25 protein-coding genes and 1 tRNA gene are annotated in these 25,715 nt (G+C 54.0%); 9 read left to right on the forward strand and 17 right to left on the reverse strand.

What is annotated here, in order from left to right:
* Window positions 1-8: 8 nt before the first annotated feature.
* From BLU05_RS19855 to BLU05_RS19870, 4 genes are all read right to left on the reverse strand, one after another.
* Window positions 9-755 carry an SDR family oxidoreductase gene (locus BLU05_RS19855; protein ID WP_091884107.1) on the reverse strand — a complete coding sequence of 249 codons (747 nt, stop codon included), beginning with the start codon at window positions 753-755 and terminating at the stop codon, window positions 9-11.
* A 15-nt stretch (window positions 756-770) separates the two neighbouring features.
* The gene (locus BLU05_RS19860) at window positions 771-1,844 is read right to left on the reverse strand and encodes a phosphotransferase family protein (RefSeq protein WP_091883859.1); all 1,074 of its coding nucleotides are present in this window, start codon (window positions 1,842-1,844) and stop codon (window positions 771-773) included.
* 5 nt (window positions 1,845-1,849) lie between these two features.
* Window positions 1,850-3,082, reverse strand: a complete 1,233-nt coding sequence (locus BLU05_RS19865) for an acyl-CoA dehydrogenase family protein (protein WP_091883862.1) — start codon at window positions 3,080-3,082, stop codon at window positions 1,850-1,852.
* An 80-nt stretch (window positions 3,083-3,162) separates the two neighbouring features.
* Window positions 3,163-4,116 (reverse strand): LysR family transcriptional regulator, encoded by a 954-nt coding sequence (locus BLU05_RS19870; protein WP_091883864.1) that lies wholly within the window; start codon window positions 4,114-4,116, stop codon window positions 3,163-3,165.
* Window positions 4,117-4,231: 115 nt separating this feature from the next.
* Between BLU05_RS19870 and BLU05_RS19875 the strand changes: the two genes are divergently transcribed.
* Entirely contained in the window at window positions 4,232-5,230 is a 999-nt protein-coding gene (locus BLU05_RS19875; protein WP_091884109.1) for an NADP-dependent oxidoreductase, read from the forward strand.
* A 108-nt stretch (window positions 5,231-5,338) separates the two neighbouring features.
* Here BLU05_RS19875 and BLU05_RS19880 read toward each other — a convergent pair whose 3' ends face one another.
* Together BLU05_RS19880 and BLU05_RS19885 are read right to left on the reverse strand one after the other, a co-directional pair.
* Window positions 5,339-8,269, reverse strand: a complete 2,931-nt coding sequence (locus tag BLU05_RS19880) for a type III effector HrpK domain-containing protein (protein ID WP_091883867.1) — start codon at window positions 8,267-8,269, stop codon at window positions 5,339-5,341.
* Between the two features lie 369 nt (window positions 8,270-8,638).
* Window positions 8,639-8,712, reverse strand: a tRNA-Pro gene (locus tag BLU05_RS19885).
* 346 nt (window positions 8,713-9,058) lie between these two features.
* Between BLU05_RS19885 and BLU05_RS19890 the strand changes: the two genes are divergently transcribed.
* The 3 genes from BLU05_RS19890 (at window position 9,059) to BLU05_RS19900 (ending at window position 11,305) form a co-directional block, all read left to right on the forward strand.
* Window positions 9,059-9,454: a hypothetical protein gene (locus BLU05_RS19890; protein ID WP_091883869.1), complete on the forward strand. Its 396-nt coding sequence runs from the start codon at window positions 9,059-9,061 to the stop codon at window positions 9,452-9,454.
* Between the two features lie 195 nt (window positions 9,455-9,649).
* The gene (locus tag BLU05_RS19895) at window positions 9,650-10,687 is read left to right on the forward strand and encodes a glycosyltransferase family 2 protein (protein WP_091884112.1); all 1,038 of its coding nucleotides are present in this window, start codon (window positions 9,650-9,652) and stop codon (window positions 10,685-10,687) included.
* 288 nt (window positions 10,688-10,975) lie between these two features.
* Window positions 10,976-11,305 carry a VanZ family protein gene (locus BLU05_RS19900; RefSeq protein WP_091884115.1) on the forward strand — a complete coding sequence of 110 codons (330 nt, stop codon included), beginning with the start codon at window positions 10,976-10,978 and terminating at the stop codon, window positions 11,303-11,305.
* Here the strand turns inward: BLU05_RS19900 and BLU05_RS19905 are convergent.
* Entirely contained in the window at window positions 11,302-11,880 is a 579-nt protein-coding gene (locus tag BLU05_RS19905; protein WP_091883872.1) for an isochorismatase family protein, read from the reverse strand. The genes BLU05_RS19900 and BLU05_RS19905 overlap by 4 nt on opposite strands.
* Before the next feature lie 1,312 nt (window positions 11,881-13,192).
* On the opposite strand from BLU05_RS19905, the gene BLU05_RS19915 reads away from it, so the two are divergent.
* Window positions 13,193-14,278 carry a porin gene (locus BLU05_RS19915; RefSeq protein WP_091883877.1) on the forward strand — a complete coding sequence of 362 codons (1,086 nt, stop codon included), beginning with the start codon at window positions 13,193-13,195 and terminating at the stop codon, window positions 14,276-14,278.
* A 498-nt stretch (window positions 14,279-14,776) separates the two neighbouring features.
* On the forward strand, window positions 14,777-14,953 hold the full coding sequence (locus tag BLU05_RS26295) for a hypothetical protein (protein ID WP_175540679.1): 177 nt from the start codon (window positions 14,777-14,779) through the stop codon (window positions 14,951-14,953).
* An 82-nt stretch (window positions 14,954-15,035) separates the two neighbouring features.
* Here BLU05_RS26295 and BLU05_RS19920 read toward each other — a convergent pair whose 3' ends face one another.
* Entirely contained in the window at window positions 15,036-15,509 is a 474-nt protein-coding gene (locus BLU05_RS19920) for a fasciclin domain-containing protein (protein WP_244518449.1), read from the reverse strand.
* Window positions 15,510-15,764: 255 nt separating this feature from the next.
* Between BLU05_RS19920 and BLU05_RS19925 the strand changes: the two genes are divergently transcribed.
* Together BLU05_RS19925 and BLU05_RS19930 are read left to right on the forward strand one after the other, a co-directional pair.
* Window positions 15,765-16,016, forward strand: coding sequence for a DUF883 C-terminal domain-containing protein (locus BLU05_RS19925; RefSeq protein ID WP_091883882.1), 252 nt, complete (start codon window positions 15,765-15,767; stop codon window positions 16,014-16,016).
* A gap of 16 nt (window positions 16,017-16,032) precedes the next feature.
* Complete coding sequence (locus BLU05_RS19930) at window positions 16,033-16,341, forward strand: hypothetical protein (RefSeq protein ID WP_091883884.1); 309 nt, start codon at window positions 16,033-16,035, stop codon at window positions 16,339-16,341.
* 375 nt (window positions 16,342-16,716) lie between these two features.
* Here the strand turns inward: BLU05_RS19930 and BLU05_RS19935 are convergent, their stop codons facing one another.
* From BLU05_RS19935 to BLU05_RS19960, 6 genes are all read right to left on the reverse strand, one after another.
* Window positions 16,717-17,274 carry a MerR family transcriptional regulator gene (locus BLU05_RS19935; RefSeq protein ID WP_091883887.1) on the reverse strand — a complete coding sequence of 186 codons (558 nt, stop codon included), beginning with the start codon at window positions 17,272-17,274 and terminating at the stop codon, window positions 16,717-16,719.
* Window positions 17,275-17,398: 124 nt separating this feature from the next.
* Window positions 17,399-17,719, reverse strand: coding sequence for an integration host factor subunit alpha (locus tag BLU05_RS19940; protein ID WP_091883889.1), 321 nt, complete (start codon window positions 17,717-17,719; stop codon window positions 17,399-17,401).
* A 123-nt stretch (window positions 17,720-17,842) separates the two neighbouring features.
* Window positions 17,843-18,814, reverse strand: coding sequence for a beta-ketoacyl-ACP synthase III (locus BLU05_RS19945; RefSeq protein WP_091883891.1), 972 nt, complete (start codon window positions 18,812-18,814; stop codon window positions 17,843-17,845).
* Between the two features lie 9 nt (window positions 18,815-18,823).
* Window positions 18,824-19,903 carry a phosphate acyltransferase PlsX gene (plsX, locus tag BLU05_RS19950; protein ID WP_091883893.1) on the reverse strand — a complete coding sequence of 360 codons (1,080 nt, stop codon included), beginning with the start codon at window positions 19,901-19,903 and terminating at the stop codon, window positions 18,824-18,826.
* 222 nt (window positions 19,904-20,125) lie between these two features.
* Entirely contained in the window at window positions 20,126-20,689 is a 564-nt protein-coding gene (locus BLU05_RS19955; RefSeq protein ID WP_091883896.1) for a YceD family protein, read from the reverse strand.
* Between the two features lie 13 nt (window positions 20,690-20,702).
* Complete coding sequence (locus BLU05_RS19960; RefSeq protein ID WP_091883897.1) at window positions 20,703-21,263, reverse strand: ubiquinol-cytochrome C chaperone family protein; 561 nt, start codon at window positions 21,261-21,263, stop codon at window positions 20,703-20,705.
* A gap of 122 nt (window positions 21,264-21,385) precedes the next feature.
* Here BLU05_RS19960 and BLU05_RS19965 point away from each other — a divergent pair, with 122 nt between their 5' ends.
* On the forward strand, window positions 21,386-21,895 hold the full coding sequence (locus tag BLU05_RS19965) for an outer membrane protein assembly factor BamE (RefSeq protein WP_091884117.1): 510 nt from the start codon (window positions 21,386-21,388) through the stop codon (window positions 21,893-21,895).
* A gap of 69 nt (window positions 21,896-21,964) precedes the next feature.
* On the opposite strand, the gene BLU05_RS19970 is transcribed toward BLU05_RS19965, so the two are convergent.
* From BLU05_RS19970 to ribH, 3 genes are all read right to left on the reverse strand, one after another.
* Window positions 21,965-24,121 (reverse strand): sodium-translocating pyrophosphatase, encoded by a 2,157-nt coding sequence (locus BLU05_RS19970; protein WP_091883900.1) that lies wholly within the window; start codon window positions 24,119-24,121, stop codon window positions 21,965-21,967.
* Window positions 24,122-24,712: 591 nt separating this feature from the next.
* On the reverse strand, window positions 24,713-25,219 hold the full coding sequence (gene nusB, locus BLU05_RS19975; protein ID WP_091883903.1) for a transcription antitermination factor NusB: 507 nt from the start codon (window positions 25,217-25,219) through the stop codon (window positions 24,713-24,715).
* A gap of 4 nt (window positions 25,220-25,223) precedes the next feature.
* On the reverse strand, window positions 25,224-25,685 hold the full coding sequence (ribH, locus tag BLU05_RS19980; protein ID WP_091883905.1) for a 6,7-dimethyl-8-ribityllumazine synthase: 462 nt from the start codon (window positions 25,683-25,685) through the stop codon (window positions 25,224-25,226).
* Window positions 25,686-25,715: the final 30 nt, after the last annotated feature.

Consider the following 25,715-nt stretch of genomic DNA (forward strand, 5'->3'; position numbering starts at 1 on the left):
CCTTATTATCAGGCGAGACGAAGCACGGCTTTGAGCGGAAGAAAGCGCATGAGAAACCCCATGGGACCCCACGGCCACCACGGAACCGATGCTTTGACCGGTTCCCGTTCGATTGCCTGCGCCAGCAGCCGCGAGCCAGTCGGCCCATCAACTTCAAACGGCAGTTTCGGGGCGCCTTCGTTGATTTCCGTGCGGATATAGCCGGGGAAGATCGTGCTGACCCTGATCGGCGTTGCCATAAGTTCCGCGCGAATGCCTTCCGATAGGGATGCCAGCCCTGCTTTCGTCGCGGCATAGGTTGTCAGATGTTTTGGCAGACCACGCACCGCGCTCATGGAGGAAATCGTCACCAGATGACCGGCATTCTGCGCGCGAAAAATCTCGACAGCGGCCTCGCACTGGGCAAGAGCGGCAACGAAATTCGTCTGAGCGGTCTGAACATTCTGCGCAAAATGGCCGGTGCCGATGCGCTTGCCCTGCCCGATACCCGCATTGACGATAATGCGGTCAATGGTGCCGAACTCCTGCTGCACCTCGCGAAATACCCGGAACACGGCGGGATAATCATTGACGTCGAGCGCCTTGACAATGACTTTGATGCCGGGGTGCTTGCGTTCCAGTTCGGATTTCAGTGTGTCGAGCCGTTCGGTCCGCCGGGCGCACAAAGCAAGATCGCGGCCCATGGCGGCAAATTCGCGGGCCATACCTTCGCCAAGCCCTGAGCTTGCACCCGTTATCAATATCGTTTTGCGTATGGCCATGCAGTGCCCCTATTTTCCACTTTGACGGATAATGCGCCGGCAACGCCAGTCGAAATAATTGATCATGATCCAGAGGTTCTTAAACGCAGGATTGCGCGTCTGTCTGTGATAATAGCGATAATAGATTTGCTGGGCGATGGCCGCGAGCCTGAATAGGCCGAACACCTCGTAAAAGGCAAAATTATCGACTTTCAAACCGCTCTTTTGCAGATAATAATCAACAACTTCCCCGCGTTTCATCATGCCGGACAGTGTCGTCGGCTGGCGCTGGGTCAACTTCATCAGATAGGGATCGCCAGCCTCCACCCAATAGGCAAGCATGCTGCCGAGATCCATCAGTGGATCACCCAGCGTCGCCATCTCCCAATCCAGCACACCGATAATGTTGGTCAAATCTTTTGGGTTGAGCACCAGATTGTCAAACCGCCAATCATTGTGGATCAGACATGTATGCGCATCATTGGGGATGTTCGCGGCGAGCCATTCACGCACAAATTTGAATGTCGGCGTGTTCCAGGTGCGCGCCTTGCCATAGCGGTCGGACCAGCCGGATACCTGCCTTTGCACATAGCCTGCACCCTTACCGAGTGATTCCAATCCCGCTTCTGCAATGTCTATCCGGTGCAGTTCGACCAGTTTGTCCAGCATGGTCTCACAGAGGCGGCGCGTGTCCCCGGCGTTCAGCGTCACCCCTTGCGGCAGGCGGCGGCGCGGTATGATACCGGCAATGCGCTCCATGACGTAAAACTGCGCACCGATCAGCGTCTCATCCTCGCACAGGCCGATCATCGTGGGGACAGCAGGATAAAACGGCTTCAATGCCTTCTGCACATTGTATTCCCGCCCCATATCATGGGCGGATTTGGCTTTGGTACCGGCTGGCGGGCGACGCAGGATCAGATCATGCTGCGAATATTGCAACCGGTAGGTCCAGTTTGAAGCACCACCGGAAAACTGGGTAACCTCCGGTGTCCCCTCCACCGGCACACCAAGCGCGTGCAGCCATTGGCTGACTGCTTCCGCATTCAGTTCCTCACCAGCGCGCACCTTGCCCGCGCGATCAATCCCCTTGGCTTCAGTCATTTCACTCACTTCGCATGGCCATACTTGGCCAGTTCAATGCGCGCGATCAGCCCTTTGTGGACCTCATCGGGGCCATCGGCAAGACGAAGCGAACGAGCCTGAATGAAGAACTGCGTGAGCGGCGTATCACGCGATACACCCGTTCCACCGTGAATCTGAATGGCGTTGTCGACAACTGCCTGCAGCATCTGCGGTGCGACAACCTTGATGGCGGAAATCTCAGCCATTGCGCCCATGGCTCCCAGCGTGTCGAGCTTCCAAGCTGCATTCAGGGTCAAAAGACGCGCCTGATCAATGGCGATCCGTGCCTCAGCCAGACGCTCGCGATTGCCGCCAAGATTAAGAATGGGCTTGCCGAATGCGACGCGCGACATGCCTCGCGCAATGGTCAACTCCAGCGCCGCTTCCGCAGCCCCGATGCAGCGCATGCAGTGATGAATGCGGCCGGGTCCCAGACGTCCCTGCGCAATCTCAAAACCCGCACCAATATCTTTGATCACATTGGTCAGGGGCACACGGACATTATTGTAATGCACCTCGCCATGGCCATGCGGCTCGTCATATTCGCCGAACACCGACTGCATACGGATGATCTCGACACCGGGGCTATCCAAGGGCACCAAGACCATGGAATGCTGTTGATGGCGGCCTTTTCCTACATCTGGCGTGCGCGCCATCACAATCGCGATCTTCGCACGCGGATCACCGAGTCCGCTCGACCAGTGTTTTTTGCCGTTGACGACAATGGAATTGCCATCGACCAGCGCTGTCGCCTCCATATTTGTCGCGTCGCTGCTGGCAACATCGGGTTCCGTCATGCTGAACACCGAGCGCATCTCACCCGCCAGCAGCGGTTTTAGCCATTCGTCCCGCTGGTGCTCGGAGCCATATTTCCACAGCACTTCCATATTGCCCGTATCGGGCGCATTGCAGTTGAAGATTTCAGGAGCCATGAAGCTGCGGCCGGTCTCTTCCGCAATCAACGCATATTCCAGCGTTGACAGCCCGGCACCCAGTGCTTCATCCGGCAGAAACATGTTCCATAGGCCCTCGGCTTTCGCCTTGGCCTTCAACTCTTCGACAACAGGTGAAATCCGCCACTGTTTCCAGTCACTGCCATGATCAGCTGACGCAATGCCAGCCCAATATTGCTTCTCAATCGGCTGAATATGCGTGCGCATAAAGGACTTCACGCGCGTGACGAAATCCTGCGTTTTTGGGCTAGGCGTAAAATGCATCGATTGGCCGTCCTGTCTTCTGGTGGTTAAAGACTAGCGGCTTGCGGCATATCAAACAAATTATATGTTCTTATGGTCGACTATGAGCTGTATTTATGACCTGTGGTCACTGGCGGCCCACCGCCACCGTACTTTGTCATCACTTCGGCAAAGAGTTCACGCATCCAGCGATGGCCCTGATCATCGTCCCGCACCGCGTGCCAATACATGACAACATCAATCGGCGGGATGGCCAGCGGCGCAACGAGCACATCCAGGTTGAGTACATCGGATAATTCAAGCGCATAGGTGCGCGGCATCGTCAAAATCCAGTCCGTCTCGGCGATAACCTTGCACGCCGCGAAGAAATGCTGGCAGCGCAAGCCGATATTGCGGCCAAGCCCCTGCTCCGCCAGAATATAGTCAATCGGCTCCATGCCTTCGATATGGGTAACCAGCACATGTTTGGCAGCCACATAATCCGCCTGCGTGAGCTTTTTTCCCGAGAGTGGATGACCTTTGCGCACGACAACGGCATTGGGTTCGCGCAGCAATGTCTTCTGGCGGATATGTGGACCGACCTTGATCTTGCGGTCAATGGCAAGATCAAGACCTCCAGCCGTCAGTTCCTTCTCAAAAGTTTCGCGCGCCACCCGGCGGCTGACGACACAAACCCCCGGTGCCTCCGTCGCAAGCTGACGCATCAATGGCGAGAAGGTTGCCGACTCAAGCACATCACGCAGCGCAACTTTGAAATCCATCGTGAGACGTGATGGCGAAAACTCCGAAGAAGTCTCAACCGCCGCATAGAGCCCCTGCAGGTTGCGCCTTACATCAGCAATGATGATGCGCACCCGTTCGGTGGCGACCATACGGTTGCCCTGACGCACGAATAACGGATCGCTGAAGATTTCACGCAAGCGGGCAAGCGAATGGCTGATTGCGGGCTGGGTCAGATGCAAGGCTCTGGCCGCGCCGGAAATGCTGCCATTGGCGTGAATAGCATCCAGAACGCGAAACAGGTTGAGGTCAAGACGGTTATCAAAGCTGTTCATGGGCAGACATTAGAACTGATCATATGATTTATACCATAGGCGATATTAGGCTTATGACCAACCCGGCTTGCCAGACCACGGCGATCCGGGACAATGACCTATGGAGGCAAAGCCCGTGAGTTCAGACGTCAACCGCCAGATTATCCTGCGTGAAAAGCCTGTTGGTAAGCTCCAACCGAACCATTTCGCCCTGACTGAAAACACCATTCCACAACCTGCGGATGGTGAGGTGTTGATCCGCGTGCGCTATATCTCGCTTGATGCTGCCAACCGTGCATGGATGCAGGGTGCCACCTACCGCGCCGCGGTTGAGCCGGATTCGGTCATGGCTGGCGGCGGTATTGCAGAGGTCGTCACCTCAAAAGCGCCCGGCTTTGCGCCCGGCGATCTGGTGTTCGCCGATACGGGCTGGCAGGACTATACCGTGCTGTCAGCCAAGCATCTCATCAAGATGCCGCATATCGAGCCGCTCACCCACCTGCTCAGCGTTTATGGCATTGCGGGGCTGACAGCCTATTTCGGCCTGCTTGATGTGGGCAAGGTGCAGCCGGGCGAAACCGTTGTCGTTTCGGCCGCGGCGGGTTCCGTTGGCTCCCTCGTCGGCCAGATCGCCAAGATCAAAGGCTGCCGTGTCATCGGCATTGCTGGCGGTGCCGAGAAATGCGCGTGGCTGATATCACATCTCGGTTTTGATGCGGCAGTGGACTATAAGGCAGGCAATCTCTTCAAGAACCTGCGCGCTCTAGTTCCCAATGGGATCGATGTCTATTTCGACAATGTCGGCGGCGATACACTGGAAGCCTGTCTCGCACTCATGAATACCCACGGGCGCATTGCCTGTTGCGGCGCCGTTTCCCAGTATGATGGCGCGCCGACGGCGGGACCACGCGGCATTCCGGGCTTGATCACCATCAAGCGCCTTGTCATGCAAGGCTTCATCGTCATGGACTATTTCAGCCAGCGCGACCGTGCTTTCGCCGATCTCCAAAGCTGGGTTGCCTCTGGCCAATTGAAGGTGGAAGAAGACATTATCGATGGGCTTGAGAATACACCGGCCGCATTGATCGGGCTTCTGGCTGGCGAAAACCGCGGCAAGCGGATTGTCAAAGTCTGATCACGCGTAAAATCCAAATAAAAGCCAGACCTGATGTCTGGCTTTTATTCCTGCATTTCCCGTCAAGATTGATCCAGACGCTGCCAGCTTCCGGCGACAGGCACGAGATCAGGATGTACCGCTGCCGGACTGCGGCCATTCATCATCGGGGACATCCATGATGCCGCCATCCTTCACGCCGTCGATCTCGTACTTGGTCAGATAGCTGCTGAGCAGGTCGCCAAAATCATCGGCTCTCTTTTGCTGCTTGCCTTCCGCAATCAAGCCCGGAATCAGCATCGCCAATGCACCGACGCCCGCTGCAACCAACCCAAGACCACCGGCGGCTAGCGCCGGGATCAAACGCGCCATGGTGGGAGCAAACAGTGCCATTCCGCCTTCGACGGTGGAAGCCAAGCCAGCCAAGACACTGAGGGAACCTGCCGTGATACTGATGCCCCCGGTGACCGTATCGCCCTTGCGGATTGCCTGCACACCATCGAAGATGCCGTAAGCACCGGCGGCAATACCGACGATGCCTCCAAGCCCCTTAGCGGCATTTTCAAACTTCTTCAGGTTGGAGGTCATGGCGTCGACGAGTTCATCATCGACCACGCCCTTCACGTCTTTCAGGTAATCCTGCAAACCCTTCATGCCGCCTTCGGTCATAATCGTGGCAGTCTGGATAGACCCGGTGGTGATATCGACGATCTGTCGGTCGGTGAGTTTGCCCGAACCGCTGGCGCCCTTGGCGATCGTAACACCAGCCAGGAAAAGGCCGCTGACGCCATGAAGAACCCCCTTGTCTGCGGCGCCCTTGACCGATGAATCGGGACTAAAAAGCTTAAGCTCGTTGAGCGTCTTCGCCCCCTGACGCAGAAGATCCCAGTCGCCCCTGAAGGTGGACAATATCTGGTCTGGCCTTGTGACCGTCCCATTTGGATTGGTGAAGAATGCGGGATTGTCCTTGCTGATCTGATCGATAAGGGCTTTTACCTTTTCCTCATCGAGGTCATCGCCACCATTGATGCCGAATGCCTTCCTGAGATCTTTGAAAGAGGCATCATTGAAGGCGTTTTCCTGCACGGTCTTGGTGAAATTGTCGTTGATCTGTTTGTCGAATTTCCCCGTGAATTCGGGGCTGAGCGTTGCATTATAGAGCGCGACTTCCATGCTGTAGGCACTGGCGGCCTTTTCGAACGAATTGTTCTTCATCAACTCCTTCAGGCGGTCGCCTGAGGCAAGCGACTTCTCATAAAAATCGTTCAGTTCGCCCGCATGTTTGGAATTCTTGACGGCGTTCTGGATTTCAGCCGCGTTCTTGATGCCAAGAGCGCTCTGGAACGTTTGTGCTGATCCGTAAAACTCGGCAAGAACCGCCTGCTGGTCCGTCTTGCCATCCTTCATCTTCGTGTCCCATAGGCTATTGAGCGCCTTGCCGGACTTGATATCGTCATCATAGGTTTTCTGCAGCGCGTCCTTGAGACCCTTATTCTCTTCCAACAGCTTGGACATCTGCTTGGAGCTGTTCTCGTTCATGTACTTTACGACTTCAGGGTCGCCCTCAAGGGTTTTGATATGGTCGTCGACGTCCTGAAGCAGCTTCTCGGGATTTGGATGGCTGCGAACACGGTTGGCTATGCTGACGATGGAATAATCGTCCTTCCACATGCCAGCGCTCGCTCCGCTGACGATCAGCTGCTGCGCCTTCAGCAGTTCCTGAAGCGCGGCGGCTTTTTCTTCCGTCGAGTGCTTTTCGGGGTGTTCAAAAATATCCTTGTCCAACTTGCTGGTATCGGTGCCAGCAACGACATTCCCGTCGGTGACACCGGATAGCAACATGATTGCCGAACCGGCATCCTTCGGAGTCTGCTTTTCTATCCAGCTCTTTAAATCGCCCTTGCTGAGCTTCCCGTCGGCTTTGAGCACCGTTGGATCGTTCGCCGTTTCAAGCTTGTTGAAAGCACCCGGCTGTGACCAGAAATTGAGTGCCTCCTTAAATTCCTGGCTGATTTGCGGGTTCTTTTCCTTGTATTTTTTCAAGGCTTCAGCCGTCAGATGTTCGCCGGAACCGGTCTTTCCCCTGATCGCATCATAGTTTTCGCCAAGGATGGCGGCATATTTGGCAATTGTTTTTGACGTTTCGTCGGCATCTGGATTGGCTTTTATAAAATCCTTGTAACTGCTGATATCCTCGGGCTTCTTCAGCTCTTTGATGACCTCAAAGCCATATTTCCCAAAATCCTGAAGACGGCCAGCCTCTGTGCCATGCTTTGCTTCACCGCTTTTGGTGAACCCATCAATACTGCTATTGGCGACATCGTCTCCAGACAGCGCGCTACCATTCTCGTCATACATCGTTATGCGATCAAGGATCTGCCCTGCCCTGTAGGCGGCGTTGGCGTCATTTTCAAAATCACCAACGCGTTCCTTCAGCATATCTTTGATACCGCTCTGATTGCCCAGATTCTTGAGCAGCGGCGAGTCATTGATGATGTCCTGCGCCGAGCGTTTATCGTTATCAGGCAGCTCCCATTTGACGCCCGCTTTCTCGGCCTGCGCACGCGCCTGTTCATCACCGCCAGCATTGGTCACATCATTGAGTTTTCCCTTGAGGTTGGAAAAACCATATTTGCCGAAGTCCTGCAGGCGTCCGGCTTCCGTGCCATGCTTTGCATCGCCACCCTTGGTAAAACCATCAACGCGGCCATTGTTGACATCATTACCGGCAATCCGATTTCCGCTCTCGTCAAACTTCTCGACATGATCCAGAACCTGTACCGCCCTGAACGCGGCGTCGGCATCCTTTTCGAAATCGCCGACCCGTTCTTTCAGCATGTCCTTGACGCCACTCTGATTCCCGAGATTGCGCAGCAGAGGATCACTATCAATAATGTCCTGCGTTGAGCGATTGTCACCTTTTGGTCGATTCCAGAGGATGCCCGCATCCTTGGCCGCATTCTGAGCCTGGTCCCATGCCTTGACGGTCTCAGAATCTGCAGTACCCGCATTCGCTCTAACGGCCGTGGATTGGTTGATCTGTGCGTTGACTTTCGACATGTGACACGCCTCTCCTGTCTCTGGGACATTTCAGTCCGGTTCGGTTAAGGGTCTGTCATAGTAAGCCCTCGCCTGTGAACGGCATGTGACATGTCAGCCAATTGCCTGATGTCAACAGGCACTCAAACAGGCCGTTATTGACGCCCGGAGCGTTCCACTTTCTGGCCATATGAAGGGAGCGCGTGCGGTTTTTCGGCTTTGGCTTTGAGTGGGATTCTGTCGCAGCTACGCAATGCTTCCGGCATTTCACACCGGATATTCATTCACGTGTAAATCAGTTTGGGAAACAAAAAAGCCAGGTTCCTTGAGAACCTGGCTTTCAGAAAACAGAGAATATAAGCCATGTTACTGAAAACATTCGGCTAAATCTCGGAGCGGCCGGATTCGAACCGACGACCCCTTGACCCCCAGTCAAGTGCGCTACCGGGCTGCGCTACGCTCCGTCATTTCTCTGCCGGTGCGGAACCCCTAGAATACTGGACGTTTGAGTGCAAGGGAGAAAACTCAAAAACCAACGAAATATGAAAGTTTGGCCCGCACAGACCAACAATTTGAAACGCAATATTCCCTGTTGGTCGCGGGATGCGAAGCCGAAGAGTAGCGGATGCCGTGTTTACATTTCGGCACCCCCGACATTTTTTCGGGCCATGAGGAACAAAACAAACCATCGCCGGTTTGTATTGTGTTAGAACTACGATTCTGACCGGGGACCAGCTGTGCGCCGCGCACACTTCATTTGGCCCCGCTCCATTCACTGACGTGACATCTCAAAAGCCTGGAGTTTTGCAAATGACAGATAAGATCGGGATCACGGATGATGCAGCATTTGAACTTGCCGCACACATCGCCGACACGCAAAAAGCGAAACTGCCGGAACAGCTTAGCAGTCAGATCAGCGATGCGGAAATGCAGATCGGCGAGACATGGTTCGCCTGGGGTATCTTCGGCGCCATCACCAGTGATCGCAAAAGACGACAAAAGCTTCTAGCTGATTATCTGACGCGGAAGATTCAGCCGCAAAGCGATATCCAAAAGATCGTAACGGATATCACAGCTCTGGAAAGCGCCGACAACCAACTGTTCAATGCTATCGCGGCGGCGGGACGGCAGGCTTATCACGAAGATGACGACGTCCATCTGAGCAAGATTGCCGGAATTTTTCTTAACGTCATCAAGAACCATTGATCGCGGACTATGGGAGTGCGGCCTCGGACAAATCTTCGACTTCCGCACATATTCGGGCGAGCAATTCCATAGCGCTATTGAATATTTTCTGACTAAGAATTAGTTGTCTCCTAACTTCGTTCCGGGCGAGCCTTGGCGAGCATGGAAAGTGCCGTCTGCAGTGTATTTCCCGATGCGGCAAACCGGGGAATCCGCATGCCAATCCAATATCCTATATCCGACCCGGCGGATTGGCGGCGTCTCGGTAATCCGTCATTCCTGAGACGGGCCAAAGCACACCTTTATCATTATACCTATCCAGCTGCATTCACGGCACCGCGCAAGAACCTTCTGACCAAGGTTTCCGGCCCCGCCGTTCATCCAGTCCAAGATGATGTTTTGGCGATTTGCATTGTCAAAAATGCGATCGGCTATATCAATTCCTTCTTGCGATACTACCGGAAGCTTGGTGTCACGCGCTTTGCCTTTGTCGATGATCAATCGAATGATGGTACATCAGATGTGTTGCGCAATGCGCCTGATGTGGATCTTTACACCTCGCCCATTCGCTATTCGGAAGCCGCACGCGGAAAAGCATGGCGCGATGCGCTCTTCAAGATTTATGGCGCAAACCGGTGGTATCTGTCACTTGACGCCGACGAGTTTCTTGTGTTTCCCGATAGCGAGACCATGACGTTGCCGGATTTCATTCGGCAACTGGAGAAGGCCGGAATGCAGCGATGCCATGCGCCAATGCTCGATCTCTACCCTGAAGGTCCACTGAACGGCGACGAGTTTGTCGATGATGGCAGCAGATGGCCATTTGATGTATCGTCAAACTTCGATGGCGACAGCTATACGATCAAACTGGAGCGCTATGGTACATCCGTGCGTGGCGGACCACGAAAGCGATTCTTTGGCCGTGACATGCGGCTCTCCAAATTCCCCCTCATCTGGGTCGATAAAGCCACGAGCTACGAGCGGGGCAGTATCCATGGTCCCGGACCATGCAGCCGCAATTTCGTTCCTATCACGGCCGTCCTGCTGCATTACCGCTTCTCGAACCAATCGATCAATGAGTTTAAAAACATCGTCAACCATGGCGGCCATGCGGACGGCGGCGCTCATTATGGTGCAATTCTTGATCATCCGGATTTTTCGGAAGATTTTACACTGGCATATGATGGTTCGGTGAAATTTTCCGGTTCAGCAGATCTCGTTGAACGGGGCTTTATGATGAGATTGCCAACTTGATCGTACAATGGCGAGTGCGGCAGCTGCTGCATTTTGCAATATTGTGATCGCCGCCTCAGTTTCACATCAGGTTCGGATAATCCTCTGCTCAGCTTGCGATGGTATCAACCGGGCGTTGTCGCCTTCGGACAACGCGAGGCCCGGCCACTTCATCACCCCCCCGATGCCCCCGCCGGGCCTCACCTCTCCCTACGGCATCGCACACATTTGCACTGCCGTTTTGCAATTCACATCGCCTCTGCGCATAACGGGATTGGAACAGGCCGGTGAATGGGGTATCTGGGACCGATGAAATCCGCTCAAATCATTGCGTGGCTGTTGTTCGCCGCTATACTTTTCATAACCGTTGATCCAATCAATCTGCGACCGGAGAGCGGTCTGCCTGTCAATGTCGAGCGCTTTCTTGCTTTTGCAGTGCTTGGCTTTGTCTTTGCGTTTGCCTATCCCAAGCGTTGGTTGTTGATCCTGCTTTTGGTGGTTTGCGCGGCCTTTGGATTTGAGCTCGCCCAGATGCTGGCGCCGACCCGGCATGCGAGACTGCTGGATGCCATGTTCAAAGCAGCCGGCGGCGTATCGGGCGTCCTTGTGAGCAATGTTCTTTTGCGCATTTTCCGCTAGCGGGCCGGATTGACCGCTTGAAAGGAAATGTCTGTTGCCGTGCCCACCAGAATGATTTCGTCTCCCAATGACCATTCGGCCGCACGGGCGGCCATTCTGGCCGGGACCGGCTCTGAACCACCCGGCCCTTCCGGCACGTCATAGGTTGCATGAGCATCGTGGGCCAATATCACGGAAAATCCCTTTTGCATCGCCGTGCGTGCCGTCGCAGCAACGCACATTTCCGACTGCATGCCACAGATCGCCAGTGATTCAACGCCGCATGTCGTCAGCAGATTTTCGAGCTTGGTTCCGTCAAAACCATCATCAAGTGACTTCCGTACAACGTGCTCACCCGCCTTCGCCGGAAAGAATAATTGCCAGCCATCCGTGTCCGGTTCATCGGGTGCGCCGGGAGATCCGTCATTTTGAACAAAGATAACGGGAACTCCCGCTGCGCGCGCACTGGCAAGAAGCGTTTCAATGGCACCTTGAAGCTGGATGTGGTCGGGAACGGCAGCGCTTCCTGCGGTGAAGGCAGTTTGCACATCCACAACCACAAGGGCATTGGCCGACTTGTCTTCAATAAACGTCAAGGCTCAGTCCTCTCATTTCGGTCCCGTTGCCCTGATATAGGTAAGGTTGGCTGTTATTCACCGTTTTGTGCGCTTTACATCAAGTAAAGATTCATTGGAGGTATTCCAAACTAATCAGAAGTATCGCATATATTACGTCTCTCAAAAAAAATCATAAGACACGAGGGGTGGTGGAACATGCGAACAAGAATTCAGTTTCTGGTACAACAGAACTGCAAAGAAAAAATTATCGTTCAGACAAAGGAACAAACCGACACGGCTCAATTGAATACTCAGGACAGTGGTGCCGATATGCTGGCAATGATCCGGCGCATGCGGAGGAAAGAACGAATTAGACTTTTGACATGCAATCGATAATTCCGGTTTACCGCCTGTAACTGTGATTTGACTGTTACAAGTCAAGGGCTCACATTTAGCTGGCTGCACGTGAGTGCAGCGAGAGGCTCGGTAACTGACACTGATGAAGGCAGGCTACCGGGCCTCGTCAATCAAATCGGTTGATCATAAATTCAGCGGTTGTTGCAAGGCTGCTGTGTCATGCCTTTGAAGATTGTTAAGTGACGTATCATTTCTGCTCAGAATCTGCCACAAGCACCCTGCCCGCAAGGGCACGGCGCGACTGCTATCAACTTTAGGATAGGGTCGGGCGGGCTGATTGACGTCTCTCCCGCTGCCACGAAAGAACGTGGCCGCCTATAATTTGCAGCAGCGGCAGAATTTAGCCATGGGCAAAAAAACATCCGAGCCGTCATTAACAGGCAATCTTCCTTTGCGAAGTCAGGTCCGATAAATCATCTGGTCTGGTCATTCATTGTGAAGCGCAACAATTCCCATCAAAGAAGTTTGACTGATAAACTCGTCATCGCCCTATGGACCGTAACGTTCCTGGAACTGATGCTTTTCTCTCTGTTTGACATTTTCAGTTAGGCGAATCTTATCCGCCGGTCGATTTCCGTTGGAAGACCCTATGAATCCCCGGAAAATTCGTTCTAAATTCGAGAAGGCCATTTAAGGACAAAACCCGCCACGGGCGATTCCGCGCCCTCATCCACCAGAGAGGAATACACCCAAATAATCTTGCTATATTTCAAAAACTTATCACATTTTTGTTACAATAACGTGATATGCTTTGTATTTACAGTATTACCATTATTTATACTATATATTTACCAATTGTAAACTTGTAGTTGCAAATCAGCAACAATAAAAATCCGTTCTTTGCCGACATTACAGATTTGTAATTTGACATTTGACTCTACGACCAAAGTCGCAGAATACGAAATTGTCACTACCAATCTCATGGAGAGCAACAATGAACATTAAGAGCCTTCTACTCGGCTCCGCTGCAGCCCTGGTTGCAGTCACAGGCGCACGCGCTGCTGACGCAGTTGTCGTCGCTGAACCAGAAGCTGTCGAATACGTTCGCGTTTGCGATGCTTACGGCAAAGGCTTCTTCTACATTCCTGGTACCGAAACCTGCCTGAAGATCAGCGGTTACTTGCGTTACGACGCCAAGGGCGGCGATAACGTCTACACTGGCGGCGAATACGGCACCTGGTGGAAGCGTACGCGCGCTACTGTTCGTTTCGACGCTCGTTCGGAAACCGAACTCGGCACATTGCGTTCGTACATTGAAACACGTTTCAATTACACGAACGGTGAAAACAGCGGCGGCCTCATTCCTCAGGCTTACATCGACCTCGGCGGTTTCCGCATCGGCGTGTCTGACGAAATCTTCGGTTCGTGGACTGGCTATGCAGGCAAGGTCATCAACGACGACGTGATCAACTATCAGTCCGGCACATCCAACCAGGTTAGCTATACCTTTACCGGTGGAAACGGTTTCTCGGCAATCATCGCTGCTGAACAGGGCCAGGTACAGACTGCAAACTACTTCAGCTACGACTACCGTATCGACGACTACATGCCACATGTTATCGCCGGTGCTAAGTTCGAACAGGCTTGGGGCGGCGTCTCCGGTGTTGTCGGTTACGACTCCAAGGCTGAAGAATTTGCTGGCAAGCTGCGTTTGGACGTAAAGTTCACAGACACAGTTTCCGCATTCATCATGGGTGGCTATCAGTCCAACTGGGATGATCTGCAGGATAGCGGCCAGCGCAACTGGTTCGGTACTTGGGACGGTGACTGGGCAGCTTGGGGTGGTCTCTCCGCCAAGGTTTCGGACAAGGCAACCGTTAACGCACAGGTTGCTTACGAATCCGAAGGCACATGGGCAGCAACTGCAAACGTAGCTTACGAACTCGTTCCTGGCTTCGTTATCACGCCAGAAATCAGCTACACCAAGTTTGACGGCGACCGTAAGGCTTTTGCTGAAAGCCGTCGTGGCGGTGGCGACGATGCATTCGGTGGCATGATCCGCTTCCAGCGCAACTTCTAATCCTAACGGATTTGAAGACGTATCCGGGGGCTCGCCCCCGGATCATCAGGCCTTGGCCCAACAAACATTCGAATTGTGTTTGGCAATGGAGAAGGACTGTATTGCCAAACTGCGATGATGAGATCTCCAGTCACGTCATTTTTTGAAACGGTGAGCTTTGCGGCTCACCGTTTTTTACGTTTGCTGCCCTGTGCAAATCTTTTGATCGACATCTTGTGATTTGGAAGCCAGTCGGTTCCGCGCTATAGTTGCCATCAGAATGCAGGAGGTTACGGATATGCGTGATCTTGATATCTTGCTTGCAGTCATTGTGGTTATCTTGCTGGCATACCAGTCGAAACCCTCGCACCGAACCTGGAACCGCAAGAATTTACTGACACATATATCGAATGATCCAGGCAAGGATCAACCGTCATAGAATTGAGGAATGTCCGTATACCCACAGCATTCGGCTTTCCGGCATAGGCCGGGAGCGGACGTCGTCAGGGAGTGACAAGAATGGGAGAAGCAATTCTTCATACGCCTCATCATGCCAAGCCAGCCTCGCCAAACACGCTGCAGCAAGCGCGTGGGCAAATTCCTAAAGTCGCCTGCGATCCGACAAAACTGTCTTCAATCCTGCGATTGGCCAAGGGCGGCTTCAGTCACCGGCGGTTCAAACACGAAGGCAAGTAATCTGCATGAGAACAAAAGCCCGCTACCGGGAAACCGGTAACGGGCATTTTGGGTGTCTGCCGCAGCGCTTATGGCTGTCTTGTTATTTCGGCAGAAGAACCTTGTCGATCACATGAATAACGCCGTTTGACTGCTGAACGTCAGCGATCGTGACATGGGCAACATTACCCTTTTCATCCTTGATGGAGATTTTGCCACCCTTCTCGCTGACAGTCAGGACGCAGCCGCCAACGGTCTTGACCTTGTGGGCGCCGCCATCATCCTTGATCATCTTCTTGATTGTCGCTGACATGGCGTCAGCGGCCACCACATGGCAGGTAAGCACCTTGGTGAGGGTTGCCTTGTTCTCAGGCTTGAGCAGCGTCTCCACCGTGCCCTTGGGCAAGGCTGCAAAGGCTTCATTGGTTGGCGCGAAGACTGTGAACGGGCCCTTGCCCTGAAGTGTCTCGACAAGGCCGGCGGCCTTGACCGCTGCGACGAGCGTCGTGTGGTCCTTGGAGTTAACAGCATTCTCGATGATGTTCTTGTTGGCATACATCGGCGCGCCGCCAACCATCGGGTTGTCCTTGGCCAATGCTGCTCCACTCAATGCTGTAACCGCCAAAAATCCGGCGAAAATCCCTGCAGTCAATTTACCCATTTTATTGCTCCACGTTTGCCTCCCCTTTCCCGGGGAATGCTAACAAGTACGAAGCGTTCAGCCGAAAAGTTTCCGGCGTGACAATTTATTATTGCGCGTTTTGTCGAAACCGCGAGGGAACATAAGCAGCCCGCACCCGTTATAGGCCTGTCATGCACAGGAGCATAAAGAATGGCAATATTCTCAAAAACGACCGATGATATTCAGGATGATGTTGAAGCTCAGATTGCGGCTTTGCGCAAGGAAGTATCAAGGCTCACATCCAGCATCTCCGACATGGGCGGCGAAAAGCTCGACCATGTAAAACGGGCCGCAACCAAGCAGGTTAACTATGCTGCCGATGCAGCCAAGGAAAACCCATTGGCAACCCTTGCCATTGTGGCAGGCGCAGCGCTGCTGATCGGGCTGATTTCCAGACGCTAAATGGAGGGTGACGGATATGGATAGTGCCGGGCCAATGCGCGACGAGGAAGACCGGGAACGTCTGCAACGTGAAATCGAGGATTTGAAGCGTGATCTGGCTGCGCTGACGAAAACCCTCACCAACAAGGGTGTCCAACTGCTGGACGATCTTGAAGGCGATGAGGATGGCTCGACTTTTGAAGCCATCAAAAATGGCGGACGCCGTGCCGCGCGCGTGGTTGGACATCAAGCCCAGAAAATCGGCGGTATTCAGACACAGAACTCCGTATCGACGCTGATGGTTATTGCGGGTCTTGGGATCGCGATAGGCATGTTGGCTCGGTAAATTCAGTTCCGGATTTTTTTCAAAATTCTCTGGAACTTTCTGCCGCCAGCTTCGTTTCTCTTGTACTGGTCCCCCAACCAGCTAGGCTGAACCCCACAGCCAACCCCAAATCCCAGCTTTCCCCCCCCCGTGAAAGCTGGGTTTTTTGTTTGGGGGTGTGGGATTTAGGGATTGTGGTGGTGGTTCGTGGTTCGTGGTTCGACAAGCTCACCATGAGGGAGATTGGAGATGCAACGCTAATCGCAAAGATTGCAGATCACCAATGTTGCAGAATTGGGCTCCCTTGCATCATCCCTCTCCCTCATGGTGAGCTTGTCGAACCACGAACCACGGACCACGGACAATATCCACACAGGCACACGTATGTCAGAGCGTTTACCGGACCTGATCGAGCAAACGCTTGCATTCCAGGAGATCGAACAGGGTTTCCTGCAGCAAAGTCCGGTTGTCCTTGGACAGGCGCTTGCCATCAGCCGCAACCGGGCCTTCATCATCGCCCTTGATCAATCCAAACAGGCGCCTGCCATGATGAGCCGATTTCTGCGACCCCATGACGGCAGCCTCCTCAGCCGCATCAGCGCGTTCCTGTTCGGCGGAAATTGCTTCCTCTTCGCGAACGGCAGCCTGCTTCTGTTGGCTGATAGCTTCAGCCGCAGCAGTATCGCCGCTACCCAGAGCAATAATGAACTGCGCGCCGTTCTCGCGTAAAAGCCGCTGCACGCCCTTGATCGTATAGCCCTGATCATAGAGGAGATGGCGGATGCCCTTGAGCAGATCCACATCGAGCGGGCGATAATATCGGCGCCCACCACCACGCTTCATCGGCTTGATATGGGTAAAACGCGTTTCCCAAAAACGCAGAACATGTTGGGGAAGATCGAGATCTTCTGCAACTTCACTGATGGTTCTAAAAGCGTCGGGACTCTTGTCCATGTTTTCACCCTTTCAGGAGAAAATCTGATTCGACGTCTATTTCAGCGGTTTATGATGTAATTTTCAAGTACAAGGCGAGATTGCCCCACAGCAATCTCGCTCAGAATGCCTTGAACCGGCTAATTTAGGCCGATTTTTTCTTCCGCGCCTGGTGTGAGCGCAAGATGCGCTGCTTAAGCACATTGGATGCTTTGAACGTCATCACCCGGCGAGGCAAAATCGGCACTTCCTCACCCGTTTTCGGGTTTCGGCCAATGCGTTCATTCTTGTCTCTTACCTGAAACGTGGCGAATGACGACAGTTTCACCGTCTCGCCACGAACAATGGCATCACATACTTCATCGAGGATTGTTTCGACGAGTGAAGCTGACTCCGTGCGCGAAAGCCCTACCTTACGATAGACTGCTTCGGCCAGATCAGCGCGCGTAATGGTCTTACCCCCCATACGATCTCTAAGCTCTCGTTTGTTGCAAAACTATCAGGTGGAAGCGGACGTTATAGGATCAAATCCGATAGGGCAAGCGGGTAAAAACAGTTGATAAAACAAACCACTGACCCAACCGGAGCATTACCACCGTAGCAGAACTGCACCCCACGTAAAGCCCCCGCCCATGGCTTCGAGAAGGACAAGATCGCCCTGCTTGATACGCCCGTCGGCAACAGCGGTTGCCAGAGCAAGAGGGACGGAAGCCGCTGAGGTATTGCCATGCTGGTCAACGGTGATGACGACTTTTCCTTCCGCAAGGTTCAATTTCTTGGCTGAAGCGTCGATGATGCGCTTGTTGGCCTGATGCGGCACAAACCAGTCGACATCTTCGGCGGTGATACCCGCTTCCGAGAAAGAGGCCTCAATCACATCGGTGATCATGCCGACAGCATGCTTGAAGACCTCGCGGCCTTCCATGCGCAAATGCCCGACCGTCTGGGTCGTGGAAGGGCCGCCATCCACATATAATTTTTGTTTGTGTGAGCCGTCAGAACGCAGATTGGCGGTCAGGATACCGCGATCGGAAGTCAGTCCGCGCCCTTCATTGCCCTCAAGGATAACGGCACCGGCGCCATCACCAAACAGAACGCAGGTTGTGCGGTCATTCCAGTCGAGAAGCCGTGAAAAAGTTTCAGAACCGATCACCAGAACGCGCTTGGCCATGCCGCCGCGAATATAAAGATCAGCCGTCGTAATGGCGTAAACGAAGCCGGAGCACACTGCCTGCATGTCAAAGGCGAAGCCATGGGTCATGCCAAGACGCGCCTGAATGTCGACGGCAGATGCTGGGAACGTGTTGTCAGGCGTGGAGGTGGCCAGAATGATCAGGTCAATGTCGTCGGGCGTCATACCGGCATTATCGAGCGCCGCGCGCGCTGCCGCCTCGCCAAGGGAGGCGGTTGTTTCACCCTCACCCGCGATATAGCGCTGGCGAATACCCGTGCGCTGGACGATCCACTCGTCACTTGTTTCAACGATACCTTCCAGATCGGCGTTCTTAACCAGACGCGCCGGTTTGGCCGCCCCTACACCTTTGACAACGGACCGGATCATTTATCTTTCCTACGCCTGTGGTTCTATCTCAGCTTCTGAATCATTCTCGGCCTCGCCCTGAAAAGCGACACCGACCGGGCTCTTGTGGAAATGACTCAGATCCGAGGCAATCTTATCCAAAAGCTTGTTGCGGGCCATATCATAGCCGACATCAACGGCAGAAGCGAAGCCAAGTGCGTCGGTTCCTCCGTGACTCTTGATGACGACACCATTCAGCCCAAGAAATACGCCGCCATTGGTCTTGCGCGGGTCCATCTTCTCGCGCAGGCGATCAAATGCGCCCTTGGCGAACAAATAGCCGATCTTGGCCATCCACGTACGGTTCATACCATCCCGCAGATATTGCGCGAACTGCTTGGCGGTGCCTTCGGCTGCTTTCAGCGCGATATTGCCGGTAAAACCTTCGGTGACCACCACATCAACCGTGCCCTTGCCGATATCGTCGCCTTCGACGAAACCGTAATATTCAAGGCTTGGCAGCGGAATTTCCCGCAGAATGCGTGCCGCATCCTTCACATCGTCCTGACCTTTGATTTCCTCAACGCCAACATTAAGCAGGCCAATTGTCGGACGCTCGATCTCGAACAGCGAACGGGCCATGGCAGCGCCCATAACGGCATAATCGACCAGTTGCTGGGCGTCAGCGCCAATGGTGGCGCCGATATCGAGCACAATGCTTTCACCACGCAGTGTGGGCCAGATACCCGCAATAGCGGGCCGTTCGACATTGGCCATTGTCCGCAGGCAGAATTTTGACATGGCCATCAGCGCGCCTGTATTACCAGCCGAGACGCATACATCGGCCTCGCCGGTTTTTACTGCTTCGATGGACCGCCACATGGATGACTTCCAGCGGCCATTACGCAGGGCCTGGCTGGGTTTCTCGTCCATGCGCACAGACACATCGCAATGATGGAATGTCGAGCTGGCAAGCGTTGGATGGCGATCAAGAACCGGCCTTACCTCTTCCTCACGACCGAAGATCACAAACCGGATATCAGGATGGCGCTCCAGCGCCGTTGCCAGACCGGGAATAACGATCTCAGGACCGAAATCACCGCCCATGGCATCAATGGAAATTCTGATCACTCTCGATTGTCCTGTTCAGTGAGTATGCTTGCTGGGTTCATCAATGGCTCAAAGACTCGGCGAAAATAGTCAATTTCCCTCGCTGCACAACCGGAATCTGCCAGCTGGCTGGCACATAAACTGTAATCATTGTGAAAAACGCTGCTCTTACCCTAGGTATTTTCTGTTCTTATAGCCCATCTGGGCAGCCTTCGGATAGTCAGCCGCAGGAAATCGTCACAATCAAGGCTTCTGTTTCCAATCCTTGAGGCTGGCAAAAGGATTAACAGGCTTTTCCGTTGCCACATCTTCACCAAAGACAACCTCAATAGGTGCATCCGACACACCCTCCTTGCGAGGGTAAGGATCAATTGCAAGTTCAAAGAACTCTTCTGCAATCGCTCCGGCATCCAGAGTATCGCCCGAAAATGTCTCAGGTATGTCAGGCCCATCCGCGCTGACAATCAGTTCACCATTCTCATCGAGCGGCAGCCGTGCCAGCTTGGAATTATCAGGGACAAAGAGCGTATCTATTTCGGCTTCAATAACCGCATCCACGGCTTCCGATGTGACAACGCAGGACTGCACGATTTTCGCCTTGACGACGCCACGCACACGTATGCCGTCCTTTTTCCACGGAACGATCTGCAGTTCAGCCTTGAAAGAGGTCACATCCTGCAGATCGTGAAAATCACGCAGTGCAATCCGCTCGCGCTCATCCGCTTCAATTTTGACTGTCAGCCCCTTCTGCGGCAGTCGCTTGACCGAAACCGGGAAACTCAGTGCACCATCAAGATTTCTTGTCATTTTGCTCCCCTTCTCAATTCTGTTGGGCTTCGGCGTCAGCACTGGCATCGGGAAACAGCAAATGCCCGCCAGCAAAGTCGTCATCCGATTGTGTTTCCAGATAAAGGGCCGCCTCAACTGTGTATTTGGCCAGTGCCGCCGCTTGTGGCCATTCCTTGCTATCAGGACGGACATTGCGGGCCAGCGCGGCAGCCAGCGCCGGATAATCATTGGCCTGCAGAGCCTTGTCGTAGGATTCCACACGGCCATAGAACATGCGGGCCAGTTTTTTCATGCGCTTCGGAATGCCGGAATCACCGATACCAAGTTCGCGCAGGGAATGGTCGACATCCCGGAAGAACTCGTCGGTCACTTCCTGCCCGATCATCTTGAGGGCCGGTGTTCGACCTTTTATCCGGCGCATGAAAAGAAAAACGTGCAAAGACAGCATTTCATAGCGCCCTAACGGCGAATCCGGCACATCAATGTCAGAATAGAAGTATGGCTGCCGCGCCGCTGCCACGATCGCATCGTAAAGGGCGGTGGTAACAGCCTCATTTGCTTTGGCCTTACGGCTGAATAAACTGAGAATCATATATGTGCTTTCACTTGGGTCAGGCCGCAACACGAGTCGCTGTTGCATCAGACTTCAAGGTGGTTTACCGAAGTTCTGCGGGCAGCGAAAGACTTGCGCCCACTATTGAAATGGAGATGTCGTTGCTGCAGCGGATTTTCAAGGCCGATCGTTCACGGGAATACCTTCTCGCGGGGACTCTGTTTTTTGTCGTGGGACTTGCCGGCTGTAACACCGCCAATCTCAATCCATCAGAAACGTTGTCGGAAGGCTACATTCTCGACGAGAAGGCACTGGAGTTCGTTCCTGTTGGTTCCAGCCGCGAGCAGGTCGTCCTGTCGCTTGGCAGCCCATCCTCGACAGCAACCTTCGACAACGAAGTTTTCTACTATATCTCGCAGAAGCGCCATCGCAGCGTTGCATTCATGCAGCCGAAAGTGGTGGATCGTCGCATTCTCGCGGTTTATTTCGATCAGAAGAGCAAGGTCGCCAGCATTTCCAATTATGGTTTGCAGGATGGCAAGGTCTTCGACTTCATCTCGCGCACCACGCCGACAGGCGGCAAGGATCTTTCATTCCTCGGTCAGTTGCTCGCGGGTGTTGGCAAGGCCCCCGGTACTCTGCCCGGCGCTGGCCCTGCTCCCGGCCAATAATCGTTCAGACGAAAATGCAAAAACCCGCGAAATCAGATTTCGCGGGTTTTTCTTTGGTCTGATGCCTGATTATCCGTGCGCCAGCACTGCAAGCAGCAGCAAGGCCACGATATTGGTGATCTTGATGGCCGGATTAACCGCAGGACCGGCCGTATCCTTGTAGGGATCGCCAACCGTATCGCCTGTTACCGAGGCCTTATGAGCTTCGGAACCCTTCATATGGCGAACGCCATCCTTGTCGACAAAACCGTCTTCGAAGGATTTCTTGGCATTGTCCCAGGCACCGCCACCTGATGTCATCGAAATGGCAACAAAAATACCATTGATGATAACACCCAGAAGCGAAGCACCGAGCGCGGCAAACGCCGATGCTTTTGAACCCGAAATTAGCAGCACGCCGAAATAGACGACGAGCGGCGCCAAAACAGGCAGCAGCGACGGCACAACCATTTCCTTGATGGCCGCACGGGTGAGAATATCCACCGCACGGGCATAGTCAGGCCGCTCCGTACCGGCCATGATACCGGGCTTTTCGCGGAACTGTCTGCGCACTTCCTCCACCACGGAACCAGCAGCGCGGCCAACGGCTGTCATTGCAATACCACCGAAGAGGTAGGGAATGAGTCCACCGAAGATCAGACCGGCAACAACATAAGGATTGGAGAGTTCGAACGATACGGCGCCCATTCCCTTGAAATAGGAGAAGACCGTCGAGCCATCCTTGTTGGCTTCACTGATGAAGAATTGCAGATCGTTGGAATAGGCCGCAAACAGCACCAGAGCACCAAGGCCAGCCGAACCAATGGCATAGCCCTTGGTGACGGCTTTTGTCGTATTGCCAACGGCATCCAGCGCATCGGTGGATTTGCGTACTTCCGGATCAAGTCCAGCCATCTCAGCAATACCACCGGCATTGTCAGTCACAGGACCGAACGCATCAAGCGCAACGATCATGCCGGCAATACCAAGCATGGCCGTTACGGCGATACCGGTGCCGAAAAGCCCTGCCAACTGGTAAGTCGAGATGATGCCGCCGACAATCACCAGAGCCGGAAGCGCTGTTGATTCAAGCGAAACCGCAAGACCCTGGATCACATTGGTGCCATGACCGGTCACCGATGCCTGGGCAATCGAATTAACAGGGCGCTTGTTGGTGCCCGTGTAGTATTCAGTGATCACCACGATCAATCCCGTCACAACAAGCCCGACAAGGCCGCAGATGAAGAGGTTGGAACCGGTGATCGATTTACCGGCAACTACACCCACCTCACCCCAGCCGATGGTCATTGATGTGGCAGCAGCAAGACCGGCGATCGACAGCAGGCCCGTTACAATGAGACCCTTGTAGAGAGCGCCCATGATCGAGTTGTTCGCGCCAAGCTTGACGAAGAACGTACCGGCAATCGAGGTGATGATGCAGGCGCCACAGATCGCCAGCGGATAGAGCATGATATTGCTCAAAACAGGCGTTGCAGCAAAGAAGATGGCACCCAGAACCATGGTGGCAACAATTGTCACCGCATAGGTTTCGAAAAGGTCGGCAGCCATACCGGCGCAATCGCCGACATTGTCGCCCACATTGTCGGCGATGGTTGCCGGATTGCGTGGATCATCTTCAGGAATTCCGGCTTCGACCTTGCCGACGAGATCGCCGCCAACGTCAGCACCTTTGGTGAAGATGCCGCCGCCAAGACGGGCAAAGATTGAGATGAGTGACGCACCGAACCCGAGGGAGACAAGAGCGTCAATGACAACACGGTCCGCAGGCAGATGGCCAAGCGGGCCGGTCAGAATGTAATAATAAACAGCAACGCCAAGCAGAGCGAGACCGGCGACAAGCATGCCGGTGATCGCGCCTGACTTGAACGCGATTTCAAGACCCGCCGCCAGACTGCGGGAGGCTGCTTGAGCGGTGCGCACATTGGCACGAACGGAGACGTGCATGCCAATGAAACCGGCAAGACCTGACAGCACGGCGCCGATCAGGAAGCCGATCGCTGCGGTTGACGACAAGAGGTACCAGACTGCTAGAAAGACAACGACGCCAACAATGGCGATCGTGGTATACTGACGTGTGAGATAAGCCTGTGCACCCTCGCGGATAGCACCGGCGATTTCTTGCATGCGCGCATTGCCCTGGTCTGCTGCGAGCACCGATTTGGTGGCCCAAAAAGCATAGACGATTGACAGCAAACCGCAGGCGATGACGAGAAACAGTATAGTCATGCCACTCCCTCAGATTTTGACCCGAAAAATACCCCTCCCCGGATCAGGTTCGGTACGGCACACAAAATCTGCCAGGCCGGCAGAAACGCGACCGTATGCACTAGGAGTAGCCAAGCCCATGCGAAAAGGTCAAGGCCTTTCGCTGAGGCGGCTTAGGGTTGATACCATTAATCTGATTGAGCGTGTTTGAAGGGTTTTGACGTGCGCGCTGCAGGGCTCATAATACGTGGTTCAACAAGCTCACCATGAGGAGAGATGGGTGGATGCAACGCTTGTCGCAAACGTTGCCGTGCAAAGGGAGCAGAACTTGACTCCCCCCGACACCTCATCCATCTCCGTCATCCTCGGGCTTGACCCGAGGACCCACGGCTGATGAGATCTAACTCACCTGAATATTTCGCACTTTTGATTATGGGTCCTCGGGTCAAGCCCGAGGATGACGGAGATGGGTGTGGGTTGAGGAGTCAAGTTCTGCTCCCTTTGCACGGCAACCTTTGCGACAAGCGTTGCATCCCCATTCTCCCTCATGGTTGTTATATCGAACCACGAAACACTAGAAATGCAATCACCAGCTAAATTGGCTGCTTAAGCTCAGCCGCGCGGGCTTTTCGCGCCCCGGCTTTCACCGCGAAGCTCGAAAGCCAGACGATCAAGCACAGCATTCACCAGTTTTGGCTCTTCTTCCGTATAGAAAGCCTTCGCGATATCGATATATTCGGAAACGATAACGGCTGTCGGCACATCCGGGCGATTTCTCAATTCCCAGATTCCGGCGCGTAAAATCGCCCGCAGCGTTGAATCGAGCCGCGACAATGGCCAATCCTCCGTCAAAGCCTGACGGATCATCGGATCAAGCGAAGTCTGCTCAGAAACCACGCCCGCAACAATGGCGCGAAACCACTGGGGATCAGCATCAAGATACTGGTTTCCATCGACTTCCTTGCCGAGGCGGTGTGCTTCGTACTCTGCAACAACCTCGATAACGCCGGTACCGGCAACATCCATCTGATACAGCGCCTGTACAGCGGCCAGGCGCGCGACGCCGCGCTTATTAGCGGGTTTTACAGCGGGACTTTCCCCATCTTTGGAAGAAGGCATCCGGTCAGGCTCCAAGCTTTTCCTTGAGGGCGATCATAGTCAGTGCAGCGCGCGCTGCAAAGCCACCCTTGTCCTTGTCCTCGCGGCGGGCCCGGGCCCATGCCTGCTCCTCATTCTCGACGGTGAGAATGCCATTGCCAATGGCAATGCTTTCATCAACCGCGAGTTCCATCAGAGCGCGGCAGGATTCATTGGCGACGATATCAAAATGATAGGTTTCGCCGCGAATAACCGTGCCAAGTGCCACGAAGCCATCATATTCCGTTCCGCCGTCTTCCGCTGCATCCAATGCAAAGGAAATGGCCGCAGGAACTTCAAGCGCACCGGGAACAGTCACAACGTCATAGGTTGCCTTGCCTTCATCAAGCGCCAGCTTGGCACCATTCAGCAGCGCATCCGACAAATCGTCATAGAATCGCGCTTCCACGATCAACAGATGTGGCGCATGCGCCTTTTTTTTGGACATGGAAAACTCCGGAACTCAAATGGGGTTGGC

Origin of the sequence: Phyllobacterium sp. OV277 (assembly GCF_900104355.1) — a bacterium.
In the GTDB taxonomy this organism is placed as follows: Bacteria; Pseudomonadota; Alphaproteobacteria; order Rhizobiales; family Rhizobiaceae; genus Phyllobacterium.